The 24501-nt window shown below is 44.1% G+C and carries 23 protein-coding genes; 8 read left to right on the top strand and 15 right to left on the bottom strand.

Going from position 1 to position 24501, the window contains the following annotated elements:
* The first annotated feature begins 7 nt into the window (after positions 1 to 7).
* Both DB520_RS18245 and DB520_RS18240 read left to right on the top strand, forming a co-directional pair.
* The gene (locus DB520_RS18245; protein ID WP_114751219.1) at positions 8 to 1747 is read left to right on the top strand and encodes a M14 family metallopeptidase; all 1740 of its coding nucleotides are present in this window, start codon (positions 8 to 10) and stop codon (positions 1745 to 1747) included.
* Between the two features lie 545 nt (positions 1748 to 2292).
* A complete protein-coding gene (locus DB520_RS18240; RefSeq protein WP_114751372.1) occupies positions 2293 to 3321 on the top strand; it encodes a sugar phosphate isomerase/epimerase family protein in 1029 nt (342 codons plus the stop codon).
* A gap of 490 nt (positions 3322 to 3811) precedes the next feature.
* Here DB520_RS18240 and DB520_RS18235 read toward each other — a convergent pair whose 3' ends face one another.
* The 11 genes from DB520_RS18235 to DB520_RS18185 all read right to left on the bottom strand — a co-directional run bounded on the left by DB520_RS18235 (position 3812) and on the right by DB520_RS18185 (position 12998).
* Positions 3812 to 4207: a hypothetical protein gene (locus tag DB520_RS18235; protein WP_232835053.1), complete on the bottom strand. Its 396-nt coding sequence runs from the start codon at positions 4205 to 4207 to the stop codon at positions 3812 to 3814.
* 90 nt (positions 4208 to 4297) lie between these two features.
* Positions 4298 to 4852, bottom strand: coding sequence for an OmpH family outer membrane protein (locus tag DB520_RS18230; protein ID WP_114751217.1), 555 nt, complete (start codon positions 4850 to 4852; stop codon positions 4298 to 4300).
* Between the two features lie 18 nt (positions 4853 to 4870).
* A complete protein-coding gene (locus DB520_RS18225; RefSeq protein ID WP_114751216.1) occupies positions 4871 to 5398 on the bottom strand; it encodes an OmpH family outer membrane protein in 528 nt (175 codons plus the stop codon).
* A 2-nt stretch (positions 5399 to 5400) separates the two neighbouring features.
* Positions 5401 to 8112 carry a BamA/OMP85 family outer membrane protein gene (locus DB520_RS18220; protein ID WP_114751215.1) on the bottom strand — a complete coding sequence of 904 codons (2712 nt, stop codon included), beginning with the start codon at positions 8110 to 8112 and terminating at the stop codon, positions 5401 to 5403.
* A gap of 6 nt (positions 8113 to 8118) precedes the next feature.
* Positions 8119 to 8856 carry an isoprenyl transferase gene (locus DB520_RS18215; RefSeq protein WP_114751214.1) on the bottom strand — a complete coding sequence of 246 codons (738 nt, stop codon included), beginning with the start codon at positions 8854 to 8856 and terminating at the stop codon, positions 8119 to 8121.
* A gap of 96 nt (positions 8857 to 8952) precedes the next feature.
* The gene (gene porG / locus DB520_RS18210; protein ID WP_114751213.1) at positions 8953 to 9711 is read right to left on the bottom strand and encodes a type IX secretion system protein PorG; all 759 of its coding nucleotides are present in this window, start codon (positions 9709 to 9711) and stop codon (positions 8953 to 8955) included.
* 74 nt (positions 9712 to 9785) lie between these two features.
* Positions 9786 to 10661, bottom strand: a complete 876-nt coding sequence (locus tag DB520_RS18205; protein ID WP_114751212.1) for an NAD kinase — start codon at positions 10659 to 10661, stop codon at positions 9786 to 9788.
* Positions 10662 to 10669: 8 nt separating this feature from the next.
* Positions 10670 to 11335, bottom strand: a complete 666-nt coding sequence (locus DB520_RS18200; RefSeq protein WP_114751211.1) for a CBS domain-containing protein — start codon at positions 11333 to 11335, stop codon at positions 10670 to 10672.
* 90 nt (positions 11336 to 11425) lie between these two features.
* Positions 11426 to 12019, bottom strand: coding sequence for an anthranilate synthase component II (locus DB520_RS18195; RefSeq protein WP_114751210.1), 594 nt, complete (start codon positions 12017 to 12019; stop codon positions 11426 to 11428).
* Positions 12003 to 12548, bottom strand: coding sequence for a CvpA family protein (locus DB520_RS18190; RefSeq protein WP_114751209.1), 546 nt, complete (start codon positions 12546 to 12548; stop codon positions 12003 to 12005). Before DB520_RS18190 ends, DB520_RS18195 begins: the two co-directional genes overlap by 17 nt.
* Positions 12549 to 12551: 3 nt before the next feature.
* Complete coding sequence (locus DB520_RS18185; RefSeq protein WP_114751208.1) at positions 12552 to 12998, bottom strand: GatB/YqeY domain-containing protein; 447 nt, start codon at positions 12996 to 12998, stop codon at positions 12552 to 12554.
* Between the two features lie 155 nt (positions 12999 to 13153).
* On the opposite strand from DB520_RS18185, the gene DB520_RS18180 reads away from it, so the two are divergent.
* The 4 genes from DB520_RS18180 to DB520_RS18165 all read left to right on the top strand — a co-directional run bounded on the left by DB520_RS18180 (position 13154) and on the right by DB520_RS18165 (position 16828).
* Positions 13154 to 13870 (top strand): pyridoxine 5'-phosphate synthase, encoded by a 717-nt coding sequence (locus tag DB520_RS18180; RefSeq protein WP_114751207.1) that lies wholly within the window; start codon positions 13154 to 13156, stop codon positions 13868 to 13870.
* A gap of 141 nt (positions 13871 to 14011) precedes the next feature.
* The gene (locus DB520_RS18175; protein ID WP_114751206.1) at positions 14012 to 14770 is read left to right on the top strand and encodes an alpha/beta fold hydrolase; all 759 of its coding nucleotides are present in this window, start codon (positions 14012 to 14014) and stop codon (positions 14768 to 14770) included.
* A 262-nt stretch (positions 14771 to 15032) separates the two neighbouring features.
* Entirely contained in the window at positions 15033 to 15992 is a 960-nt protein-coding gene (locus DB520_RS18170) for a Smr/MutS family protein (protein WP_114751205.1), read from the top strand.
* Positions 15993 to 15994: 2 nt separating this feature from the next.
* Entirely contained in the window at positions 15995 to 16828 is an 834-nt protein-coding gene (locus DB520_RS18165) for a hypothetical protein (protein WP_114751204.1), read from the top strand.
* Here DB520_RS18165 and DB520_RS18160 read toward each other — a convergent pair.
* Positions 16825 to 17970, bottom strand: coding sequence for a cystathionine gamma-synthase (locus tag DB520_RS18160; RefSeq protein WP_114751203.1), 1146 nt, complete (start codon positions 17968 to 17970; stop codon positions 16825 to 16827). The genes DB520_RS18165 and DB520_RS18160 overlap by 4 nt on opposite strands.
* Before the next feature lie 132 nt (positions 17971 to 18102).
* Between DB520_RS18160 and DB520_RS18155 the strand changes: the two genes are divergently transcribed.
* Positions 18103 to 18801, top strand: a complete 699-nt coding sequence (locus DB520_RS18155) for a TVP38/TMEM64 family protein (RefSeq protein ID WP_114751202.1) — start codon at positions 18103 to 18105, stop codon at positions 18799 to 18801.
* Between the two features lie 83 nt (positions 18802 to 18884).
* Here the strand turns inward: DB520_RS18155 and DB520_RS18150 are convergent, their stop codons facing one another.
* Positions 18885 to 20249 carry a fasciclin domain-containing protein gene (locus DB520_RS18150; RefSeq protein ID WP_114751201.1) on the bottom strand — a complete coding sequence of 455 codons (1365 nt, stop codon included), beginning with the start codon at positions 20247 to 20249 and terminating at the stop codon, positions 18885 to 18887.
* A 270-nt stretch (positions 20250 to 20519) separates the two neighbouring features.
* Here DB520_RS18150 and gldB point away from each other — a divergent pair, with 270 nt between their 5' ends.
* The gene (gene gldB / locus DB520_RS18145) at positions 20520 to 21515 is read left to right on the top strand and encodes a gliding motility lipoprotein GldB (RefSeq protein WP_114751200.1); all 996 of its coding nucleotides are present in this window, start codon (positions 20520 to 20522) and stop codon (positions 21513 to 21515) included.
* Here gldB and DB520_RS18140 read toward each other — a convergent pair.
* Positions 21487 to 22704 (bottom strand): glycosyltransferase family 4 protein, encoded by a 1218-nt coding sequence (locus DB520_RS18140; RefSeq protein ID WP_114751199.1) that lies wholly within the window; start codon positions 22702 to 22704, stop codon positions 21487 to 21489. The two genes, gldB and DB520_RS18140, sit on opposite strands and share 29 nt — an antisense overlap.
* Positions 22701 to 24500 carry an asparagine synthase (glutamine-hydrolyzing) gene (asnB, locus tag DB520_RS18135; protein ID WP_114751198.1) on the bottom strand — a complete coding sequence of 600 codons (1800 nt, stop codon included), beginning with the start codon at positions 24498 to 24500 and terminating at the stop codon, positions 22701 to 22703. The genes DB520_RS18140 and asnB overlap by 4 nt, the downstream gene beginning before the upstream one ends.
* Between the last annotated feature and the right edge of the window lies 1 nt (position 24501).

The raw sequence follows: 24501 nt of genomic DNA, 5'->3' as shown, positions 1-24501 counted from the left end.
TATTTTTATGAAAAACTTTAGAAAATACACTTATTTACTGGTAGTGACGGGTTTGTTGGTTTCCATTACCCATTTTAGTTTGGCGCAGGAAAAATTCTTTAGGGCGGTAGGAACCCCTCACGATCCCAAGGTTACGGTATCCTGGAACAGGTACCATACCAATGAGGGGTTGCTCGATATCATGAAGGCTATGGAAAAGGCCTATCCGGATTTGGTAAGGCTGGAAAGCATAGGGAAATCCTATGAGGAACGTGATATTTGGATGCTTACCATTTCGGATTTCACCAAAGGGGATCCAGCCCGCAAGCCGGCCATGTATATTGACGGCAACATCCATTCCAACGAATTGCAGGGAACGGAATTCAGCCTATACACCGCATGGTACCTGGTGGAAATGCATGCCGATCTTCCCTTTATCCAGGAATTATTGGAGGATAAAACCTTTTACATTGCCCCAAGCATCAACCCTGATGCCCGCGATCATTTTATCAAAGAACCGAACACACCCCACTCTCCCAGGTCCGGCATGATTAAACTTGACGATGACTTGGATGGGGAAATTGCCGAAGACGGCTTTGATGATTTAAACGAGGACGGGCATATCACCATGATGATTCGGAAATCCCCCACTGGAAGGTATATCAAGGACCAAAGGGATCCTCGAAAGCTCATTCCGGTAGGCCCGGATGAATTAGGGGAATATGAAATGTTGGGCTTTGAGGGGTACGACAGGGATGGGGATGGCCGTGTGAACGAGGACGGGATCGGCTACTATGACCCCAACCGGGATTGGGGATGGAAATGGCAGCCTGATTATGTGCAAAGAGGTGCCTACAAGTATCCCTTTAGCCAACCTGAAAACAGGGCCGTCATGGAATTTGTGATGAAGCACCCCAATATCGCAGGGGCGCAAAGCTACCATAATTATGGGGGCATGATATTAAGAGGTCCAGGGGCAGAAGAAGACTTGGACACTTATAACCAGGAAGATATTCGTATCTATGATGCCATTGCCAAAAAAGGGGAGGAGATGTTGCCGGGTTACGAATACCTTGTTGTCTATAAGGACTTGTATTCGGTGTTCGGCGGTGAACTGGATTGGTTTTATGGAGGAAGGGGCATATACACCTACTCCAATGAGCTGATGACCTCCTATCTGTATTTCCATAAAGATGCAGGACGGGGAAATCAGGATGAGCAAATGAAGGTGGACAAATACCTGACCTTTGGGGATGCCTTTGTGGAATGGGAACCCTATGATCATCCCCAATTTGGGGAAATTGAAGTTGGCGGCTTCAAGAAAAACTTCGGCAGGCTTCACCCAGGGTTTCTTTTGGAACAAGATGCCCACCGCAACATGGCTTTTACGGTTTATCACGGCTATCAAACCCCAAAGCTGGAGGTGATCGATGTAAAGGAAGAACCTCAGGGAGGAGGCATAAAAACCGTTACTGCCACCATAAGGAATGCAAGGCTAATCCCCACCCATTCTAGCCAAGATCTTAAATACAGCATAGAGCGCCCGGATTGGATTAGCCTGGAAGGCCCTGAAGTGCTGGCAGCTATGGTCGTGACCGATGAGGATTTCAACAAGGTGGAGGAACAGACCTTTGAACCGCATAAGCTGAGGGTTAAGAATATTCCAGGTATGGGAATGGTAAAAGTACGCTGGGTGGTAAAAGGAAACCTGGCCTACCGCATACAGGTAGATTCTGCCAAGGGAGGTGTTACGAGTTGGGAGAAATAAACGTGAGTATAAATAAGCTCTGGGTGTAGATTGCATCCACATCCCTCCTATCTATTGGCGTACGTCAGCGAGGCATTTGTAATGGCGGTATAAACTGAGTACACGAAAACACGTCTTTTAAAACAGATAAATCAAGCCATTGCAAATGGCTTATTGGAATGCTTTATTGGAATTTAGGTTCCGAAATAGTAGGGTGAAGTTACAAACTTCACCCAGCGCAAACTGCATCCACACCACACTGGGTGTAGATTGCATCTACATCCCTCCTATCTATTGGCGTACGTCAGCAAGGCATTTGTAATGCCGGATTAAGTTAGAATACGCAAAAAGCATCTTTGAAAAAGGTAAATCATGCCATTTAATATGGCTTTTTTGAATGTTTTATTGGAATTGATGTTCCGAAATAGTGGGGTAAAGTTGCAAACTTCACTCAGCGTAGTCGGAAAAACGATCCATTTACCGCTACTGACTGCTGCCTGTCAAATAAACCTTTTTTGAAAAGCAATCGAATGCCTATATTACCATGGTCAAAAAATAACCTCAACATGTCTACCAGAAGAAAATTCCTATACACCTCGGCACTTGGTGTCACGGGCTTAAGCCTGTCTCCCTTTTCCATAAAAGGAGCACCTAACATCCTCCGCCATTTCAACAAGCCCAACTCCAAAATCAACGGGGTGCAAATTGGATGCATCACCTATTCCTTTCGCTCCCTTCCCGACCAAAGTGCTGAAGCCACATTGCAATATGTGAAGGACTGCGGCATTAATGCCATCGAACTTATGGGCGGTCCCGCTGAAGGCTTTGCAGGGATGCCGGAATCTCCCATTAATCGCTCCAGGTTGTTTCAACTAGGAGGTAAGGAACGAAGGGGGGAAACGCTTTCCCAAGAGGAAAAAAAGGAGTTTGATTCCTTGAAAAAAGAGGCAGAGGCATATTCAAAGGTGGTGGCTGAGTGGCGTGCAAAGACAGACTTTAGAAAATTCGAACAGCTCCGCAAAATGTACAAAGATGCCGGAGTAAGCATCTACGCCTTTAAACCCAGTGCCTTTGGGAAAACCAACACGGACCAGGAAATCCACTATGGCATGAAGGCCGCAAAGGCACTGGGAGCATCCCATGTGACACTGGAACATCCCGCTGACGATGTGCATACCCGAAAACTGGGCAAGATGGGGGAAATCAATAAAATGTATGTGGCCTACCATGGGCATGAACAGCAAACTTTTACCTTTTGGGATACCGCCTTGGCCCAAAGCCCCAGAAACGCATTAAATTTCGATGCAGGCCATTATGTGGCTGCGGGCCATACAGATATGATGGAACTGATCCAAAAACAGCATAAGCGTATATCCAGTATACATATCAAGGACAGACAGACCCCTGAAAACGGCAAAGGAAACCTGCCTTGGGGAGAGGGAGACACCCCAATACCTGAAATCCTTCAGAGGATGCAAAAAAACAAACATAAGTTCCCTGCGTCCATTGAGTTGGAACACCAGATTCCAGAGGGTTCAGATGCCATAAAGGAGGTACAGAACTGTCTGGAGTTTTGTAAAAGGGCGTTAACGTAGGATGATTGAGTGAGGAGGTAATCCAGTGAATAGGTGTGTCTCGTCCTTTGGTTGTAGGAGGTCAATCCAGAGCAGGGTAGGACCATGGGAGCAACTCTCCCCTGTTTTTTTATCAAATAGCATTTAGGGGGAAAATCATCTTTTTTGACCTATTATTCGCACTGTAGTTGAATCCGTTCTTTGGGACCCGAGGTACGGTTCAAGCTAATTCCAGTAACCATTACATCCTATAGGGTAAGTTTAGGTACCAATCATTAATCTCCCTAAAAAAAGAGGCCACCTTTCATACGATCGCCCCTTTTACTAATTATGTTCAAAAACTACCTCATCCTCCCGCATCACAGAATATTTTATAGAACGCAAAAAACAGCTAAGGTACCGGATATACTGGCTGATTAAGCTTCTAGCTAACCTGATTGGTCCGCTATGATCCAGGATTTATAGAGGCTTGTCGCAAGAAATCATCATAATCACGGTCAAACTGAACCGGTCAGAGAAGGATTTCTCCCTTCCTCTTATTATTTTCTTTATTGGCGTCTTTAGAATTAATAATCAAGCGATATTTTAGCCTACCCTTTTTATGGAAGGGGCTGAATTTTACGCCAGAGGTATACACTACACTCTTTCCTGCCTCAAGCCCGTCAGTATCGGTGTCAAAGCTGACCATCTTTCCGTTTACTTTAAAAAAGACCATATAGCTCCCCTCGGGAGCATCTATATCTCCAACATTCGATATGCGGTAGGAAAAATACCGTTGTCCGTTATCGGTCTTATGGCAAACCACCTCAGAGGCCTCCAGGTCATACCCTACATACTCTTGCTGATCATCTACCCATTGGGTAGGAAACAAAATCAAACTTGTCAGCAATCCCATTAAAATAGTCATAGTGAAAAGGTTTTAAAACTGTTAATAATAATTTCAAAAATAAAAAAAAGCCCGCAATATCCTTGCGGGCCTATACTATTAAATTTCAAATTACTGTCCTGGGGTTACACCTTCAGCACCTGTATCTTCTATGCCAAGTTTCTCCAACACCAACTCTGTAAACGGATCGTCATCTTTGGTATAGAGCAGGATTGGGGAACCATTTTCAGTACCCTCTGAAAACACGTGAGTATAGTTGTTCTCAGCCGCTACTGAATTGATGGCGTTAAACACCTTTTCCTGCACCGGCTCCAAAAGCTCCTGCAACTTCCGCTGGTAGGAAGTCTGGGCATCCTCCCTGAACTTTTGAAGATCTTGTTCCAGCTTTGCCAGTTCTTGTCTCTTCTGGTTCATAGCATCTTCGGTCATTGTTTCTGCGGATTGTTGGAAGGTTTGCACCTGCCGTTGGAAATCCTGACTTTTGGTCTGCATCTGCTGCCCCAATTGATTGCTATAATCTTGAATATCAGCATCTATTTGTTCCATTTCTGGCATCAAGCTCATGATATACTGTACATTGGTATATCCGACTTTCATTTCTTGCGCCGAGGCTACAAATCCAACGCATAGCATAGCAAATGCTGATAGGATGATTCTTGCTTTCATAATGTTAATTTTTGTTATTTATTCGTTTTCGTCTTCTAATCCTAATTCTTCCAATACAAATTCGGTGTAATCATGCCTGGGATCGGTGTAAATAATAGCCGTTGGGCTGGAAGCCTTGTCAAAGAGCATAGCGATGTTGTTCCTCTTCGACACCCTGTCAATGGCATCATACACCTTGGATTGCAGCGGTTGCAACAATTCTGTCTGCTTCTGATAAAACTGCCCCTTTACCCCAAAAATCCTGTTTTTGAAGGCGGTTGCCGCCTTTTCTTTTTCCTTGATCACTGCCATTCTCTCCTCGTACATTTCCTCAGTGAGCAAGACTTCCTCTGCCTTGAGGTCATTGTAGAGTTCCTTTATCTCACTCTCCAATTTTTGTGCCTCTTTTTTCCATTCATCCCCCAAGGCCTGCAGCTCATCCTGAATCTGCTTGTACTCCGGATGCTTGTTCAAGATAAACTCCGTATCCACATAGCCTACTTTCTGTGCCTTTGCCCCTGCCGAGAAAAGAAGGAGCAAAAGTAACAATTTCAGGCATTTTTCCATAATTATCTGAATTGCTGTCCAATGGTAAAGTGAAACATTCCTCCACTCGGTCCGGGATTGGGGTTCGCTAAGGACGGAACGGCATCGAAACCATACCCCCAGTCAATCCCCAACAACCCAAAGGCTGGCATAAATATCCTGGCACCAAACCCGGCCGACTTCTTGAGGTCATACGGATTAAAGTCACCATAGTTGCCCCAGTTGTTGCCGGCCTCTGCAAATCCAAGGAGGAAAATTGTAGCCGATGGGTTGGGGGATACCAGGAACCGCAACTCCATCACATGCTTGTTATATACCACACCTCCATAGGGAATGGGAGCCCCTGGTTGACCCCTGAAGTCCCTACCCGGTGTAATGGACTGATTCTCATATCCTCTTAAGCCAATGATTTCTTGGCCTAAGGCAAAGTTCATCATATTCATGCCATCTCCCCCAAGTACAAATCGCTCAAGTGGAATAATCCCTATCTCGTTTCCATAAGACCCCACAAATCCCATATGAGTCCTTGCGCTCAGTACCAACTTGTTAGAGCCAAAAAGGGGTGTGTACAAAGATGCATCAAACATCCATTTGTGGTATTCCAACCAAGCGTATTTCTCCTCATCTGATGATTCCCTATTGACATTGGGGTTCATGGAGGTATAAGGGGGGGTCAAGGTAGCGCTCAAGGTGATGTTTGACCCAAACCTTGGATAGATGGGGTTGTCTATATTATTTCTGGTTACAGTGGTATTCAAGGCCACACTCCTGGCCATCCCTGTATTATAGGTAAGCCCAAAGAAATTGCCGTATTCGTCAAAATCATATACTTGGAACTGCAGGGAATTACTTATCTGGAAGTAATCATCCGGCCATGTTACCCTTTTTGCTAACCCAATCGTGGCACCAGTGATCTTGAAGGACCCAAGTTCTTGCATGGGGTTCATTTGGTTGAAAAAATCCAGTTGTCTTTGTACAGAGTGGTTAAAACTTATACTAAGTGCATTTGGCTTTTTTCCTCCAAACCAGGGTTCAGATAAGGATATGCTGTAATTTTGAAAGCTTCTTCCATTGGCCTGCACCCTTAAACTAAGTTTCTGGCCGTCTCCCGTTGGCAAGGGCCTCCACTTGCTGAAGTCCTTGATATTTCGAATGGAAAAGTTGTTGAAACTCAATCCTACCGTTCCCACGAATCCAAACAAGCCTCCCCAGCCGCCGGAAAGTTCAATTTGGTCATTAGGCCGCTCCTCAAGTTTAAAAACGATATCCACAGTGGCCTCCTCAAAATTGGGACGCATGTCGGGTTCTATGTTTTCCGGGTCGAAATATCCGATCTGGGAAAGCTCCCTGATAGTCCTTACCAAGGCACTCCTGTTGAACTTTTGCCCGGGAAGTATTCGTATTTCACGCATGACCACGTGGTCACTGGTACGTTCATTACCCTCAATGGAAACACTGTTTACCGTAACCTGTGGCCCCTCAAAAATCCTCATTTCTATATCTATGGAATCTGCCTCCACATTTATTTCCACGGGATCAATGGTGAAAAAGAGGTAACCGTCATCCTGATAGAGGGAACTTACATCATCCCCTCTCTGTGGATCGTAATTGAGCCGCTTGTCCAGCTTTTCTTTATTATATACATCTCCCTTGTAGATGCCTAGTTTTGCCAGAAGCACCTCATCGGCATGGATATAATTCCCGGAAAAACTGATGTTTCTGTAATAGTATTGCCTGCCTTCCTCAATGTCAAGATCAATATTAATCCGGTCCTGGTCAAAACTGTAGACGGAATCCCTTAAAATTTCCGCATCCCTGTATCCTCGGCTGTTGTAGAAGTCAATCACCTTCCGTTTGTCATCGCGGTAGTCATTCCGCACAAACTTGGACCCACTGAAGAAATTCAGCTTAAAGTTTTTGTGTATATATTCCTTGATTTCTTCCTCTGTGACGGGATTTCTGTACACCACCACTTCTTTGGCCCTTTTTGGGGTGATATTAAGGAGCCTAGACACCAAATCCTTGAAAAAATAAACCCTGGCATGCTCGTTGGTGCCTTTCATTCTTTTTTTCACTTTGGCATCGGGAATATTTTCGTTGCCCGCAATCTTAATTTCGTTGATCCTGACCTTTGACTTCTTGTCCACCTCAAAACGCAACTTCACTGAATTGGGAAGGGTGGTATCCCTTTCCTGGATCACCTTTACTTCGGTATTCAGGAAGCCCTTATCCACGAAGTAATCCTTAATATTTCTCTGGGCATTATTGAGCAGGTCATCCCTTACTACCCTACCCCTAATGGATACCTTATCCTTTAGTTCTCCTTCTTGCGTTTTATTTACCCCTGTAAATTCTACCCGGCTAAACCTAGGCCTCTCCGTGAGATCCAGCAGTAAATGAATGTCATCCCCTTCTATTTTGGTGACCAGTATCTTTACGTCACCGATGATACCTTGTCTCCATAGTTTTTTCAAGGCAGTGGAAATTGCATCGCCTGGGACAGTGATTTCATCATCCACCCTTAAGCCGGCCAAGGATATAATGGCGGTTTCGTCCAATGTGGCAAGACCTACTGCCTTAATCTCAGCGATCCGGAATTTCTTAGGATCTGAATAATCCAGATCTATGATGTTTACGGGCTGTTGACGCGCGTACCTGCTTTGCCCCAAACGGATTTGGGCTTCTGCAATCCCCGCCAGAAGCAATAGTAAAAGGATAAATAAACTTCTTTTCATCAACTTTTAAGGTTTAATCTGCGCCCCTGTCTTTCCAAATCGTCGTTCACGCCTTTGGTAAGCCAGTATAGCTTCATGAAGGTGCTCTTTACGGAAGTCCGGCCAAAGCACCTCTGTAAAATACAGCTCGGTGTAGGCCAGCTGCCAAAGCATGAAATTGCTTATCCGCAGCTCCCCACTAGTTCTTATCAATAATTCCGGGTCTGGAATATTTGACGTATTCAAATATTCCCCAATCAAACCCGGGGTAATTTCTTCACTTTTCAGTGTCCCTTGATCTACTTTTTTGACAATTTCTTTAACCGCTTCCGTGATTTCCCATCGTCCGCTGTAGCTAAGGGCCAAAACTACGGTGAGTCCGGTATTGCTCTTGGTCTCATTTTTGCTCCATTCCAAGTGCTGCTGGCACTTAGAAGGGAGGCTTTGGACGTCCCCAATGCTATTTAGCCGGATGTTGTTCTTCATCATGGTGGGTACCTCATCTTTAATGGCCTGCACTAGCAGTTCCATTAATGCTTCAATTTCATCTTGGGGCCTGGACCAATTTTCCGTCGAGAATGCATAAAGAGTGATGTATTTCACACCTAGCTCTGCAGCTGCCTCTATGGATTCCCTTACTGCAGTCATGGCATTCTTGTGACCAAATATCCGCATGGCTCCTTTTTTTTGAGCCCAACGGCCATTTCCATCCATGATTATAGCTATATGTTGGGGAATTTTACTATGGTCCAGTTTATCCTTCATTCTAACGCACAATCCTAGCCAATCATTTTTCGAGGTACAAAAATGATCATTCTTTTTGTAAATTCTACCTTAACGGCTAATTATTAATCGTTAAAGCTAGTTAAAGCATTTTACTTGGTGAAAGGAATAACTGAGGCTGATTCCCAAAAAATAATACCAATCCCTGTCCGCTATGTTGCCAAAATTAAAGGCGTTGGGGTTTACCATTGGTTCTCCGGTGTCGGGGTTGTCTACAAACCTGGGATAATAGATTTCCTCATTGTTAATTTTATCCAGATTGTCTGTGAAGGTCGCCCTTATTCCTGCTTCAAGAGAAAGGAAAAGTCGGTCTTTTAATTTGTATTTTATCCCCATACCAAAGGGTATCACCGGGGTCCCTGCCCTGTATCTTTGGTCAGAAGGATCAGCCTGAAAAGCCATCCCATTCCCAAAAAACATCCCATATCCAAGTCCGAAGAATCCATAGGGGGAATATCGGTGCCTGGATTGGTAGGCAAGATAATCAATAAAATGGAACTCCATCACTGCCGATGCCTCCAGCATTGTCCCATTAAAATAGGCATTCCTGGAAAGTGCCACAGGGTCAATGGGCCGTACACTATCCGCTGCATTTAGCCTTGCCACAGATATGCCTGCCCTGAGGGTCCACGCATTGTCAAAATTTCGTCTGCCAAACAACGTCCCTTGAAGTCCTATCTGGGTGGGGTCAATTCTCCGGATAATGTCGCCGGTGTAAGTGGCGCCCCCCAGGCCAAATCCCACTTCGTACTGCTGCGCGCTTGCCTGGCCGGTATGAAAGAACCAGACCAACAAGCAACCCAAACAGGTAAATGTATTACGTAGCTTATACCTCAAGTTGATGCAATTTATAACTAACCAAACGAATAAAAAACCAGGTCTATTATTTGACGGGTTAAATTTTGTTAAAACTAGTTTCTCATGTCAAATCCCCAATTTAGTTTCTGTCTTAGGGTGTCAAAGAAACTGTAATCGTGACATTTCACTAGTTTGGCAACAAACGATTCTTTTCTGATTTTCAACCCAATAGATGCGTCAATAGCTGTGGATCTGGAATCCAAAGATACCAAGAATTTTTCGCTTCTTCCTTCAATTTTAAAGGTGATTTCGCTTTCGTCGGAAACCACCATAGGTCTTACGTTAAGGTTGTGCGGGCTCACGGGAGTAATCACGAAATTTTTGGCAGCAGGACTGATGAGCGGCCCCCCGCAGCTAAGGGAATAACCCGTGCTGCCTGTAGGGGTAGAGACGATTAGGCCATCTGCCCAATAGCTATTCAGATACTCTCCGTCCAAATAAGTGTGCACTGTGATCATGGAAGAGGTATCCCGCTTATGGATGGTGAATTCATTAAGACCGAAATTAAGCCCCCCAAATATATCTGCCCCGGCTTCCAGCCTCACTAAGGCACGGGATTCAAGGTCATATGCCTTTTCTGCAAGTACCTTTACCGCCATCTTTAAATCATCCTTGGCAATGGTGGACAAGAATCCTAGCCTACCCGTGTTTATTCCCATAATGGGGATTTCATACTCCCCTACCATACAAACCGCATCCAATAAGGTCCCATCCCCACCTATGGAGACAAATATATCCATTTGGCTAATTTCCTCCCTGGTTTCCAGAACTTCGAACCCCTTGGTGGGAAGATTCCAAGAGCTTACAGATTTCCTGAATCTTGGTGTGATGTACAATTGAAATTCATGGTCTCGGAGTAAGTGGATCAACTTCTCTATATAAGGTTTAAATTCGGGGGCAAAACCTAGGCCGTGGAGTATTACCTTCATGAGGGTAGTTAAATATCCAAAAATCGCAGCAGGTTGCCCAAACGGTCCTGATCACTGGAGATACCTGCGTCTTCCTGATAATGGTCAATTACTTTATATCCAAATCGTTCCAGAGTGGCCTTAATATGGCGAAGTTCTACCTGGTCTATTTTGAGTGTAACTTTAATCTTGCTGTCGTCCAAGGGGTCACTGGAAATGAAACTGCTCAAAATTTTCGCGTTTTCAGACTCTACTATCCTTGCAATGTCATACAGGCTATAGTCGGTCATAAACATCGAAAGTATCAGTACTCCTCCCTGAGATTGAATGGAAATCGAATTGGTAAAGGCGGAAATGGCATCTTCAATGGTAACCACCCCATGGTAAACCATATCCCTGTCTATTACTGCCACCATGGAGGTCTGGTTTTCGGAAGAAACACGCAACACCTCATAGATGTGCCTGTCCAAATAGACAAAGCAGTTTTGGGCCAAAAGCTCCACTTCTTCTATGCTTAGCTCGGGATTGTTGATTTCATAAATCATATCATCGGTAATCAGCCCCAAAAATTTCCCCTCATGCACCACTGGCAATACATCTGTCCGGATTTCCTCCATCCATACCAATGCCATTTTCACCTTATCAGTGAATTTTAAGGGAGGGATCAGATTATTAATAAATTCGTAGGCTTGCATATATCTCCTAAAGTTATCAAAATGTACTAAAAAATAAAACGGGACACAACCACCCAATGTTCAAAGACAGGTATTTTTCTTAAAAAAGCCTTAATCCAATAGAATTGCCTTTTCAAAGGTTTCCGTAAAAGTAGACACCCAGTGTGCAATCATTTGCTCTCCGTATTCGGTAAGGTGAGCCTCCGGGTGAAATTGAATGCCCATGATGGGTAAGGTAAGATGTTTAATCCCCATTACCTCCCCCTCAGGGCCTTCCAGGGTAAGTTTTAGGCAGTCGGGCAACTTATCTAGCACCAGGGAATGATACCTGGTCACCTGAAACCGGTTAGGGATATGCTGAAACACCTTGGGAAGGCTTACCTGAGTGACGAAACGCACCTTGCCATGCATGGGTTTATTTCCTTCCCTTAATTGGGCTCCAAAGTAGTGGCCAATTGCCTGGTGCCCCAAACAAACCCCTAGAACAGGCAGCTTATCATGAAAATAGTCCAAAATGGACAACAAGTTCCCTGCATCCTCTGGCCTACCTGGACCCGGAGAAAGTACCAGTCCAGAATATCTCTTGTCCTTGAGGTCTTCCAGGTCCACATTGTTCCTTACTACCTCCAGAGCCACACCGGTCCTTCGAAGATAATCGGCCAGCATATGGGAGAAAGAATCAAAATTATCAATTAGTAGTATCACCTGAACTGGAGTTAACCATATCCCTAATAGTGGCTATGGTGGTTTCAATTATGGGCGTATAATTATCCAGGAGACTGACCAATGTGGGAGCCACTGGTAAAATTATTGGGAACAACACAGACCCCTTTGTCATTTGTTCTGGTAAATGAAACTCAAAGGCATGTGCTACCCAAAACAAGAGACTTATCATGATGGCCCATTTCACCATTCCCAGCAAGGCTCCCGCAAAACTATCGAAAGCTCCAAGAAGGGTTAAATAAAGTACCCTTTTCAGGATATATGCCAGAATCCGGATAGATACCGTGACCACAAGAAAAATAATCACAAAGGAAACAAAAGGCAGCATAAAACTAAGACTCTGCACCCTTTCCGAAAGCATTTCGGCACCCCAATGCATAAACCTGAAGGCCACTACTATTCCGATAAAAAAAGCGAGTATGGAAAGCAGCCCAATAAAGAGCCCCTGTCTAAAGCCGCTATAGCCCCCAATGCAGAGCAGGACCAATATCAGAATATCTACGGAACTCAATAATTAGGCGAGCAGCTCTTTGACTTTTTGAGAAATAGCTTTGCCATCTGCCCTGCCGGCCAGCTTTTTAGTGGCCGCACCCATTGCCTTCCCCATATCCTGAGGGCCGGAAGCTCCTACTTCCTGCAGGATTATCTTCAGCTCCTTTTCTAGTTCCTCTTCACTCAGTTGCTTGGGCAAAAACTCCTCGATAACGCTAAGCTCCCCCAGTTCCAGTTCGGCCAGATCATTCCGGTTTTGCTGCTGAAAGATTTCTGCAGACTCCCTTCTTTGTTTGGCAGCCTTAGTCAAAAGCTTCAGTTCCTCCTCTTCGGAAATTCCCTTTTCTGACCCTTTGGTTTCTTCCAGAAGTATCAGTGACTTGATGGCCCTTAGGGCGCGAAGCCTGTCGCGGTCTTTTGAGCGCATGGCCTCCTTGATTTCGGATTCAATGTTTTGTTTTAAACTCATCATTAAAGCGGATAAAGGTGGAACGTGACAACCACCATTCATGTTTTCAATTCATACTTGATCGGGCGAATCTCTAAGAATTGCCCTATTTTTGTCGCAGGCTTGGCGTATATTTGAGTCTGCGAAGCTCACAAAATTAACGGATAATTTACAATATGACGAAACTCAGCGTAAATATTAATAAAGTGGCCACCCTAAGAAACGCAAGGGGAGGCAATAACCCCGACCTTATCCAAGTAGCCAAGGATGCCGAAAGATTCGGTGCCCAGGGAATCACTATCCACCCAAGACCGGACGAAAGGCATATCCGTTATGATGATGTGATGGCACTCAAGGACACAGTAACTACGGAATTTAACATAGAGGGTTACCCAGATAAGAGATACATGGAAATAGTCCGGTTGGCCAAACCTCATCAAGCTACTTTGGTGCCGGACCCACCAGAGGCTCTTACCTCCAATACCGGTTGGGACACCATTACTTTCCAAGGAATGCTTAAGGACATCATTGCAGAGTTGCAGGAAACCGGTGTAAGAACCTCTATTTTTATCAATCCCGACCCAAAATACTTCGAACCCGCAAAAACAACAGGAACGGACAGAGTGGAACTTTATACAGAGCCCTATGCAAGCCACTTTCACCAAGACAAAGAAAAGGCCGTTGCCCCCTACGTCACAGTGGCCAATCTGGCTAAAGAACTAGGCTTGGGAATAAACGCCGGCCATGACCTTGATTTGCATAATTTGAAATTTCTCAAGGAAAAAATCCCTTTTATGGATGAAGTTTCCATTGGGCATGCTCTCATTTGCGACGCCCTTTACTATGGCCTGGAAAACACCATCCAAATGTACAGAAGACAACTTGAGTCCTAAAGGGACCTTAGCTTTTATCCAATCCACCTACTTTAAACTTGATGAAGTCGAACATGCATACAGTAATACACCGAGGGATTATCATGTCGAGATTCCTTTCGATAGTTTTCGAAAGTGCCGTTAAAAACCAATTACAAACACATGCAACTCAACTTTAGAAAATCGGGCGAAGGCCCTCCACTCATCATACTGCACGGGCTTTTTGGCTCTGCTGATAACTGGATGAGCATTGCCAAAAGTTTGGAAAAAGAATTCACCCTTTTTCTTGTTGACCAGCGTAACCATGGTGATTCTGGACATGCAGAAGAATGGGATTACCAGGTGATGGTAGAAGACCTTAAGGAGTGGATGACGGAGCAGGGGCTGGAAAAAGCGCATCTTATGGGGCACTCCATGGGTGGGAAGACTGCCATGAATTTTGCCCTCAGTTACCCGGAAAAGGTGGACAGATTGATCATCGCGGACATGGCTCCCAGAGAATATCCCATTCATCACCAAACTATTCTGGAGGGGTTAAATGCCGTGGATTTGGAAAAAATAAAAACAAGAAACGAAGCCGAGGAGGCGATGAAAGCCCATATTCCCGAAGCAGGCATCCGGCAGTTTCTCCTTAAAAGCCTCACCAGAAACAATGGTAGCTTTGCCTGGAAAATAAACCTTCCTGTGATCACCGAAAAAATTGAAAACGTGGGAGAGGCCATTACAAGTAAGAATACCTTCGAAGGGGTGACTCTATTTATGGGTGGCGCAAATTCGGACTATATCCAGGATAAGGACCGGGAGGATATTGACAAGTATTTCCCGGAAAACCATGTAATTCATATCAAAAATGCCGGTCATTGGCTTCATGCGGAGCAGCCGCAGGCGGTGGTGGACACCATCAAGGCCTTTCTGAAATAAAAAGTTGGCATATATTGTGCCTCACTAAATAATGGAAACTATTATCCAAGTACTGCTCAACAAAGAACTGCTGGTTTAATATATGGATAGTGGCCATATCTTGTCCCAGCCTGCCCCTGTCTGCCCGAACTTGCTTCGGGGGACTCGTTTCGGGAGAATCTCGCAATACCTAGGAGGGGTTCTCCTCATGCTCGATTTCAGTGGTACTTATAGATAACCGGAATAATGACTAATTTGATACTACAAATAACTTCCTAAAATTATGAATATTGGAGACAGGGTAAGACTTCTCAGGGGTACTGAGGAAGGGGTAATCACCAAACTGTCACCCGGTGGTCAAGTGGAAATTGAAATTGAGGAAGGGTTCAGAATACCTGCCCTCAAGTCAGAAGTGGTGCTCATCCACCAAGCAGAACGGGATCACTTTGGCACAAAAGAAGTAAAGGAGGAGGTATGGGAGCCGAAAGTCAGGCGCGATAGTAAAGATCAGGCCCAATTTGGGGTGTTTTTGGCATACCTTCCCTATAATGACCAGCATCATGGCGTGCATTTGATCAACAACCAGGAAAAGGATATTTTATTTTATGTAGCTGAAACCCATGGTGCTAATTCAAAAACTTTGTCTGCGGGGGTCTTAAAATCCAAGCAACATCAAAGAATCGATGAGAGGTCCATTAAAGATTTTGAGTCGTGGCCAACTCTTCATTTTCAGTTTATCCCACTCAACCAGCGAATGGAGATAACTTTAGCACCATTCGAAAGAAAGGTTAAATTTAAGGCCTCCGCCTTTTTCAAAAGCAAAAAGAAAGCACCGCTTATGGAAAAAGAGGCTTATGTCTTCCAACTTAACGAACATACCAAGCCCTTGGATATAAAGGCACTGAACCAGTCCCTCAACGAGGAAGAACCCCATGTAGTAAGCTCGGGTACCTCTAGCCGCCCCCCAGCTGAAGTGGACTTGCACATTGAGAAAATTGAACCAAATCACCAGCAGCTGAGCAATTCAGAAAAATTAAGGCTTCAACTTGAGGCCTTCGAAAAAAACATTAATCTTGCCATTGTTTCCGGCAGTGATGAAATTACGTTTATCCATGGAATTGGAAACGGAGTATTGCGAAGGGAAATCCACAAGCGCCTGAGTGGATTGAAGCATATCGAATATTTTCAAGACGCCCACAAAAGTAATTTTGGTTATGGCGCTACCCGGGTTAAAATTCAATAGCCATGGAAACTGAGCAAAAGACCTTGCTTCACCATTTTGAACTTCAAATGGATGTAGCTAAAGCCCTATTTCTGGAGCTTGCCAAGAAAATTAAATCAAAAAAGGTCATCCCCTTGGAAAGCAGGCTTTTTGCCTGTGGCCTCTATTTAAACCTTTTGGCAAAGATACATTTTGAGGAAAAAAGGTTGGTCAGCAAAATCTTCTCTCCATTTGAAGATCTGCTTAAAAACCTGAAGAAAGCGCACCATATCAAGATCATTGAAGAAGCCTTTATCAGCAATGTAGCTTCGGTGAATGGAAAATATCTGGAGTATAGCCGTTTTATCCTCTCGGATAAAAAGAGGGTTTATGCCAAACTTTTTGATCTGATCATTTCCACTCCCTTGAGCGTATGGGAGGAGTTTTTTTTACAAGTGGCCAAAAGGTCGCAATCCTTGACCCCTTTACAAGTGAATACAGCAAGTCATCAGATTATTAACGATGAATTGGAAGGGGTGGATCATGCTGCAAAGCAACACCTCGATGCTACGAGGATCAAGGAGATATATGAAGGTTTGCAGGCTATTATAGAAGTAGAGAAAATAAGGGTTTCCATGAACCTGAACCCTGTTTTCACCCCAAATATACTCCAAGAAATGGACCAGCTTACCAAAGACCTCTATTATTGGTACAAAAGTCACCTGTTGCTTCAGCACCTCAGCCATTTCCTTCGGGATAAGGAAGAAATAGCCGAACCTTATCTAAAATTATTGAAAGGAATAAGGAAAAACCAAAAAGCCTTTACCCTCAAAATAAAAAAAGACTGGGAATCCTTGATCGAAAGGATGGGCAACTAGATGGCATTCATCGCCGTAGCCATGTCATTTTTCAAATCCTCGGCGTCTTCAATTCCCACACTTAGCCTGATAAGCGAATCGGTAAGTCCCACTTTTTCCCTTTCGCTTTTGGGGATACTGGCATGGGTCATGGTGGCGGGATGTCCACATAGTGACTCCACCCCTCCCAGGGATTCGGCCAGGGAAAACAATTTCAGGTTTTCCATAAGTTTGATGGCATCAGCAAGCTTATCTCCCTTTAGGGTAAAGGAAATCATGCCTCCAAAGTCCCTCATTTGTGACGCTGCAATTCTGTGGTTTGGGTGATCTTCAAAACCTGGCCAAAATACTTTCTCTACTTTCGGGTGGTTTTTCAGAAAAGCAGCAATGGTTTTACCATTCTGGCTGTGCCTTTCCATCCGCAAATGCAGGGTTTTGATGCCCCTTAGCACCAAAAAGCAATCTTGTGGGCCAGGAACCCCTCCACAAGAATTTTGTAAAAAAGCCAAATCCTCAGCAAGCTTGGCATCGTTTACCACGATAGCACCCATCACCACATCCGAATGACCTGCCAAGTACTTGGTGACAGAGTGCATCACGATATCCGCTCCTAAATCCAGGGGGTTTTGCAAAAAGGGAGTGGCAAAAGTGTTGTCCACGGCTAAAAGGAGTCCCTTTTCCTTTGCCAATCCTGCAACTTTCCTGATATCCACAATTTGCATCATGGGGTTGGTAGGGGTTTCTACCCAAATCATTTTAGTCTTATCATTCACCTTGGCGGCAATAAGGTCCAATTCATCCATAGGGACAAAATGAAATTTTATGCCGAATCTTTGGAACACCTTTGTGAATATCCTGTAGGTGCCTCCATAAAGATCACTCGTACTTATAACTTCGTCGCCGGGATTCAGCAATTTGACAATGGCGTCTATTGCTGCCATTCCAGATGAAAAGCAAAGTCCAAACTTCCCGTTTTCAAGGGCAGCAATATTCTCCTGAAGTGCGGCTCTGGTAGGGTTTTGTGTCCGGGAATATTCATACCCCTGATGGTCTCCGGGGGATCTTTGAACGTAAGTGCTGGTTTGAAAGATGGGTGTCATAATAGCCCCAGTGGAGGGGTCCGGCTTAATGCCTGCATGGATAGCTTTTGTGCCAAATTTCATAGAGGTGAAACGTATTTGTTGTTTTCAAAGCTGCAATAAACAGCAAATTTCGGGAAATGCATATACAAGTTCCTTCTTATAGGTCCTTTGATCCGACAATTCCCCCAAAAACTTTTATAGCTTTGTCCAAATATGATTAAAATCCCGTCTATTTTCAAACAACTCCACCTCCTTTTTCAACGCCATCCTGGGGTTTTTATCCCTGTCGCCTATGCCCTTACTTTGCCAAGTATAGGTGCATTGCTGACCCTGAATTATCTTTTGGGACTGGATATCAAGCCATGGGAGCTGGAAACCAATCAAGGGTGGCGACCATTATTGTTTGTGATAGCAAGCGCTTCCGCTATGGGCCTTGCGCTTTTGCCCACTACCTTCGTTTCCGTTTTGACCGGACTTATTTGGGGCTGGGAATATTTTGTACTTCTCATTATTGCATATACCCTGGGCACCATACTGGGTTATTATACAGGAAGTGTCTTCACCAGGGACCAATTAAACCCTTTGCTTCAGCCATTCCCAAAGGCAAAAAAACTGGTAGAGACCAATTCCGAAAAACCTGCCCACCTAATTTTCCTTATCCGACTTAGTCCCGTAATTCCTTTTGCCTTGTCCAACATCCTGTTTTCCTTAATGAATATCCCCATAAAAAAGGTGGTTTGGTGGGGTCTTTTGGGAATGCTTCCCCGAACCAGTATCGCTTTTTTTACCGGTACTTTAGCAGCCGGCATTTTTCAGGCTTTCAGTGAGGGTAAACAAGAATGGGAATGGATAGCCATTTTACTACTTTTGGCCATCAGCACTTACGGATTAATTCGCTTATTTAAAAGGTAGCCAATCTGAGAATAAACCCTTTACCCAAAAAAAGGCGGATCTTTGACCCGCCTTTTAAACATACTCAATACTAATCTTACTATTTATTCTGGCAACAATACCTGGTCAATCACATGGATAACACCATTGGTGGCATGAACATTAAGTAAATCCGGAACTAGGCCCGAATCGTTGATTTCAAGATCGCTGAGGTTAACGGTAAGTTCAGTACCCTCAAGTGTAGGTAATGTCAAACCTTCTCTCAAATCCTGGGAAAACGACCTTGCAGGCACTACGTGGTAGGTGAGCACAGCGGTTAGCAATTCCAGATCTATATCCTCATACCCATCTACTTCCAAAACCTCGTACAAGGCCTCAAATGCAGCATCAGTTGGAGCAAAAACGGTAAGGTTATCTTCAAAGCCTCCACCTACAGCATCTACCAAATTAGCCCTTTGTAATGCACCCACAAGTTGGGTAAACTGAGGCTCGGCAGATTGAGAAAATTCAACGGCAATTTCAGCTATCGACTGGGTTGGAGGGGTAATAACGTAGTCAATCACATGGATAATCCCATTATCAGCCATTATGTCCGTATCCTCAATTTGGGCGTTACCGTTAATCCATATTCCTCCATCAGGATCTACACTGACAAAAAATGGTACCTCGGCCAAAGTGCTTACTGCTCCAGCTTCAACAGCCGATGCAGGTACTTCTGCTCCCAATACATGGTATAATAAAATCGTGGATAGGTCGTCACTAGCAAGCAATTCCTCGGCACTCATACCAGCATCTGCCAAAAATCTTTCAAAAGCAGCGTTTGTGGGAGCAAATACGGTATATGGGCCTTCTTCCAGTAGAGCTTCGTCCAATCCTGCCTCTAAAACAGCCTGAAGTAAAATGGAGAAATCCTCATTGGCAATCACAATGTCGGCGATAGAGTTACTCTCTTCTCCCCCTGAGGGAGGCATAAGTACATTGTCTATGGCATGAATCACACCATTGCTAGCTTCAATGTCTGCAGTGACCACACTGGCACTTTCATTGATAGTAACATTGCCCCCAGCTACCACTACGCTCAAGTTTGCTCCCTCCAAGAGAGTAGGAACTTCACCCGTAGTGACTTGACTGGCCAAAACCCTACCTGACAATACATGGTACAGTAAAATGTTTCTAAGATCCTCTACAGGAACGGCACTTACATCGGTTATACCTGCCGCATTGAAAGCCTGGTTCGTAGGAGCAAAAACTGTAAAGGGGCCTGAACCACTAAGTTCATCCACTAATCCTGCCCTTACCACTGCTTCCACCAAAATGGAAAATTGATCTGCACTCTGGGCAACATCCACTATGGTTTGTGGCTGGGGAGCGGGCGTTGGTTCGTCATCGGAACAGGCCGGAAATAGCAAAACGGCCAACATCGGAATCAACCCCAACAATATTCGTGAGGTAATAAAATACTTTTTCATAAGAAATCTATAGTTAGTTAAATTTTCAAATCATGAACTAAACCTTATAGTCGGTATATAGTTTCTTTGTAGGTAACAAATGGGATTTAATCAATTTCGAACAACCTATATATGTAAATAAAATCAATGTAGCGACATTAAATTGCAAAATAAAATTTAAAGAATGATTATCTCTTGCCCCAAGAAAAATAGTTCAATTTATAACACTACCCCTATTTTAAACCCCGTAAAATACTAAACTATAGCCTTTAAAGTTTGTAAGTTTGCAAGATGAATAAGCACCTGTTTTCGGTTTTAATTGCTGTAATGGCTTTTCAGGGATGCAAAAAAGCAGATAAAGATTGTAGGATCCCTGCAGAATATTTGGATTCCGAGATTTCTGTTTCCATAGAGAGGTTAGAAATACCTTTTTTTGAGAATTTGGACTTAGAAAGGGTGGTAGAGCTATTGGAAACCTATCCCGAATTTGCCGATCAATACCTCATGATGGGTGATTTCGAAAGCAAAGAGGAGTTGGCTGGAGAAATAGTTACTATTCACCAAAACGAGGGGATGCAAGAACTCTACGAAGAGGTGAAAAACCATTTTGATGAGATTACAAAAATAGAGCAGGACTTACAATTAGCATTCCAGGCAATCCATTTTCACTACCCTGATTTTGTACCTCCAAAAGTCTATACCTACGTAAGTGGCTTTAGCTCAGATCTTTTTATTACCGAAGACATCATTGTGATTGGCCTGGATTACTTCCTTCCCCCAGACCACCGTTTTCAGCCACCAGAGATCCCTGTATATATTGCCAAAAGGTACGAGGAAAACCATCTAGTGCCAACATTAATAACCGCACTATCCTCAAAATACAACCAGACGGATTTGAAAGACAACAGCCTTCTTGCAGAAATGATTTTTTATGGAAAGTCCTATCATTTCACGAAAACCATGATGCCATGTACGCCAGATGAATATATCATAGGGTATAGCAGCAGTGAAATTACTGCTTCCTATGCCAATGAGGAAATGATCTGGGCACACTTTATCGAAAATGAGTTATTATTTGAAACCAACCCATTTGAAATACGGAAATATACCGGAGAGGCCCCATTTACTGACGAAATCAGCCCGGACGCACCAGGGAGGCTAGGAAGATGGATAGGGTGGAACATTGTGGATGACTACAGGGAACAAAATGCGATGAGCCTTCCTGAACTCATGTCCCAACCGAGTGCAAGGGAAATTTTCAGGCAGTCCGGTTATAGGCCCCGCTAGCTTTTCCTTGTCGCTGTAGGGGTTTAAGCAGACCAATGAGCTTTTTTATGGCAAGGTTTTTAGAAAATTGTTCGACCGCCAATTTTCTTGATTTGGTTTTCATTTTACTCCACTGCTCAGGCCTTTCCTTGAAGGCTTTTAGCTCTTGCAACAAAACAGTCTCTTTTCCCGGGAAATGATAAAAACCGATATGGTGTTGCAAAACCAGTTCTTTTACCCATCCGGTAAAATTAAGAATCACCGGTTTACCCATTGCCAATGCATCAAAAAACTTATTAGGACTTCCGGAACCCAATATGGGCTCCTGCCGAAAGGATAAATAAACAAGATCTGCACTTGCCAATACTTCCCTTACCATTTCCTTATCCCCAAATTCCCTAAAAGAAACGTTATTTAGGTTTTCCATCTCTGCTTTTGCCTTTAACCCCTCCAATGCAGCACCCTTTCCCATAATTACAAATTCCCAATCTAAGTTCTCTTTAAGAGCTACGCTTGCAAGGTTCAAGAGTTGATCCAGTCCATTCACAAACCCAATAGCCCCAACATAGGCAACTTTAAGACTAGATCTCCTATCATGGGCATCGATCACCTTCGGCTGGTATTCCGGAAAGAAAAAATCAGTGTCTGCGAAATTGGTGATCAAACTTACTTCTTTATCCGGTACTACCTTAGCAATGTGCTTTTTAATGGCTGGGGACAAGGCCACAATCTTGGATGCGCTTCGATAGATTCTCTTTTCAAGACCATAAAAAGACTTTTTCAACAATGGGTTTTTTACTATTCCCAACCTTACAGGAGCCTCTGGCCACAAGTCCCTTACCTCAAAAACAAATGGGATGGCAAATCTCTTCTTAGCCCACAACCCTATCAACCCGGTGCTAAGAGGGGTAGAGGTCACAAAGAAAAGATCTGGCCGTGGTAATTTTAGGATTAGCTTTTTTGCTGCACGCACAAAATTCCAAAAAGACCAAAGTCTTTTTAAAAACCCAAACTCATTTTTGTAAGGGACAGGGAGATAATGCACCCTAAAACCATGCATGTCCTGAATGTCATAATCTTCTCTATTGTGAGAGCTTATCACATCTACCCGAATACCGGCTTTTGCCATACCCATGGCCAAATGGAATGACCTGACAGCACCACCCTCCTCTGGAGTAAGAAAGTATTGATGGATGTAGATTAACCTCATAATTTATGGTGTTTTTTCCAAGACGCCAAGACAAACAAGTTCCAGAGTTGGAGAAATGCAGTGTTAGCAAATAACGAAGGATTCAAGGACATATTCCGCATCTCCGAAGGCAAAGCCCCTCCTTCACTTTTCCCAAAATCCACAAGAGTCCGAAACAAATAATCCCTAAAGCCCTGATGATCCCTAATCCATTCCTTCAAAGGCAGACCAAAGCCCAACTTCTTTCTTTTCGTTATTTTGCTTAGCCCCTCTTCCTGCAAGATTTCTCGCAACCATTTTTTACTTGATATTTCCCTATGCATTTCCTCTGGGAGATTGGAGCTGAGCCTGATTAGAGGCCAATCAATATAAGGAGCCCTACCTTCAATCCCATGAGCCATATTGGCATTGTCATGGATTTTCAGGATGTCGTTAACCAGGTAAACGGTTCTGTCCCACTCCAATGCACTTTTGTAGGGAGCTAAGTTTTTTGGAAAATAAGTCCAAACCTGCTGTTTCAGTGCCTCAGGTAGTGGTGCCAGGGATGCAAAATTGAGATAGGTCAAGAATGGGTCTTGGGATATAGAAGACCTCAATTTTTCTAACAATCTCAAAGCAGGAGGAAACCTTAACGGCAGCTTTGCAATCCTATGCCAAAATGAGGGATGACTTAAAAAGCGTATGTAGGCCTTATGCCTATTATATCCACCGAAAAGTTCATCCGCTCCAGCACCACTAATCAAGATCTTGACTTTCTTTTTCGCCTCTTTGGCAATCATCCAGGTCAAAAACCCAGCACTGTCGCCGACAGGCTGATCCAGGTCAGCAATATAGTTTTCCCAGTTTGCTAAAACCTCTTCGGGGCGGATCAAAACCTCCTGATGTTCCCCATGATACTTGGAAGCCAAAGCCCTGGAATAACTGGCATCAGGGTATGCCTTCTTATATTTTTTCTCGAACCCTGCAGTAAAAGTGAACAAGGGGGTGCCGGTTTGCTTGAACCATAAATGATACAATAGGCTACTGTCCATACCCCCACTTAAAATCATACCAACGGGCACATCTGCGTGAAAATGAGTCAGCACTGCATCTAGCAACAAATCCTTTACATTTTGCGTGGAGGGTTGGCCAATGCTAGGCTCGGAGGAATTTAGGTTTATGGCATTGACTTTTCTGCCATGATTATCAATGACCAGGGCAGTGCCCGGCAGCACCTGTCTTATAGAATGGTAAAATGAGCGATCCGGAAGGCTATGCCTAAGGTAAAAATAGGGATGGTATTGGTGGGAATCAAAGGTGGGTTTGACGAAACCCGATGCCAAAATAGGCCTGCTTTCTGATGAAAAAACCCAGGACTCTCCAGCCTTGGAATAATACAATGGCTTCATTCCAAAAGGATCTCTTGCTACTATCACTTGTTTGTTTCTCAAGTCCGAATAAGCAAGTGAAAACATCCCCCTGAGCCGTCTAATTCCCGCCAACCCATGGTGATGCAACCAAAAAAGCAACACCTCAGAATCTGATTGGCTCTGGAAGACATAGCCCAAGTTCAAAAGCTCATTCCTCAGGTCTTGGTAATTATAAAGAGCTCCATTCCAAACGAGTGTCCCCTTTCCATCGGGGGTGGCAACAGGCTGATTGGCAGCTTCCCCAAGGTCTAAAGTCTTCAATCGGTTTCCGGCCATGTAGGTTCCATGGTAGGGGTTGCACCAGCCTGATTGATCCGGCCCTCTATGTGTGGATGCCTCCATCATTTGTTGGATAGGCTTGGATGACTGGCTCTCCTGCTGATTAATAATCAAATGTAACCCACACATA

Source organism: Pleomorphovibrio marinus (assembly GCF_003347495.1).
GTDB classification, from domain to species: domain Bacteria; phylum Bacteroidota; class Bacteroidia; order Cytophagales; family Cyclobacteriaceae; genus Pleomorphovibrio; species Pleomorphovibrio marinus.
Note: the sequence above shows the minus strand (reverse complement) of the source record. Positions and strands in the feature narration are given on the sequence as shown.

Excerpts from the sequence above, each read along its gene's own strand:
- DB520_RS18245 (WP_114751219.1), top strand. The coding sequence starts at position 8 with ATGAAAAACTTTAGAAAATACACTTATTTACTGGTAGTGACGGGTTTG.
- DB520_RS18240 (WP_114751372.1), top strand. The coding sequence starts at position 2,293 with ATGTCTACCAGAAGAAAATTCCTATACACCTCGGCACTTGGTGTCACG.
- DB520_RS18235 (WP_232835053.1), bottom strand. The coding sequence starts at position 4,207 with ATGACTATTTTAATGGGATTGCTGACAAGTTTGATTTTGTTTCCTACC.
- DB520_RS18230 (WP_114751217.1), bottom strand. The coding sequence starts at position 4,852 with ATGAAAGCAAGAATCATCCTATCAGCATTTGCTATGCTATGCGTTGGA.
- DB520_RS18225 (WP_114751216.1), bottom strand. The coding sequence starts at position 5,398 with ATGGAAAAATGCCTGAAATTGTTACTTTTGCTCCTTCTTTTCTCGGCA.
- DB520_RS18220 (WP_114751215.1), bottom strand. The coding sequence starts at position 8,112 with ATGAAAAGAAGTTTATTTATCCTTTTACTATTGCTTCTGGCGGGGATT.
- DB520_RS18215 (WP_114751214.1), bottom strand. The coding sequence starts at position 8,856 with ATGAAGGATAAACTGGACCATAGTAAAATTCCCCAACATATAGCTATA.
- DB520_RS18205 (WP_114751212.1), bottom strand. The coding sequence starts at position 10,661 with ATGAAGGTAATACTCCACGGCCTAGGTTTTGCCCCCGAATTTAAACCT.
- DB520_RS18200 (WP_114751211.1), bottom strand. The coding sequence starts at position 11,335 with ATGCAAGCCTACGAATTTATTAATAATCTGATCCCTCCCTTAAAATTC.
- DB520_RS18185 (WP_114751208.1), bottom strand. The coding sequence starts at position 12,998 with ATGAGTTTAAAACAAAACATTGAATCCGAAATCAAGGAGGCCATGCGC.
- DB520_RS18180 (WP_114751207.1), top strand. The coding sequence starts at position 13,154 with ATGACGAAACTCAGCGTAAATATTAATAAAGTGGCCACCCTAAGAAAC.
- DB520_RS18175 (WP_114751206.1), top strand. The coding sequence starts at position 14,012 with ATGCAACTCAACTTTAGAAAATCGGGCGAAGGCCCTCCACTCATCATA.
- DB520_RS18170 (WP_114751205.1), top strand. The coding sequence starts at position 15,033 with ATGAATATTGGAGACAGGGTAAGACTTCTCAGGGGTACTGAGGAAGGG.
- DB520_RS18165 (WP_114751204.1), top strand. The coding sequence starts at position 15,995 with ATGGAAACTGAGCAAAAGACCTTGCTTCACCATTTTGAACTTCAAATG.
- DB520_RS18160 (WP_114751203.1), bottom strand. The coding sequence starts at position 17,970 with ATGAAATTTGGCACAAAAGCTATCCATGCAGGCATTAAGCCGGACCCC.
- DB520_RS18155 (WP_114751202.1), top strand. The coding sequence starts at position 18,103 with ATGATTAAAATCCCGTCTATTTTCAAACAACTCCACCTCCTTTTTCAA.
- DB520_RS18150 (WP_114751201.1), bottom strand. The coding sequence starts at position 20,249 with ATGAAAAAGTATTTTATTACCTCACGAATATTGTTGGGGTTGATTCCG.
- gldB (WP_114751200.1), top strand. The coding sequence starts at position 20,520 with ATGAATAAGCACCTGTTTTCGGTTTTAATTGCTGTAATGGCTTTTCAG.
- DB520_RS18140 (WP_114751199.1), bottom strand. The coding sequence starts at position 22,704 with ATGAGGTTAATCTACATCCATCAATACTTTCTTACTCCAGAGGAGGGT.
- asnB (WP_114751198.1), bottom strand. The coding sequence starts at position 24,500 with ATGTGTGGGTTACATTTGATTATTAATCAGCAGGAGAGCCAGTCATCC.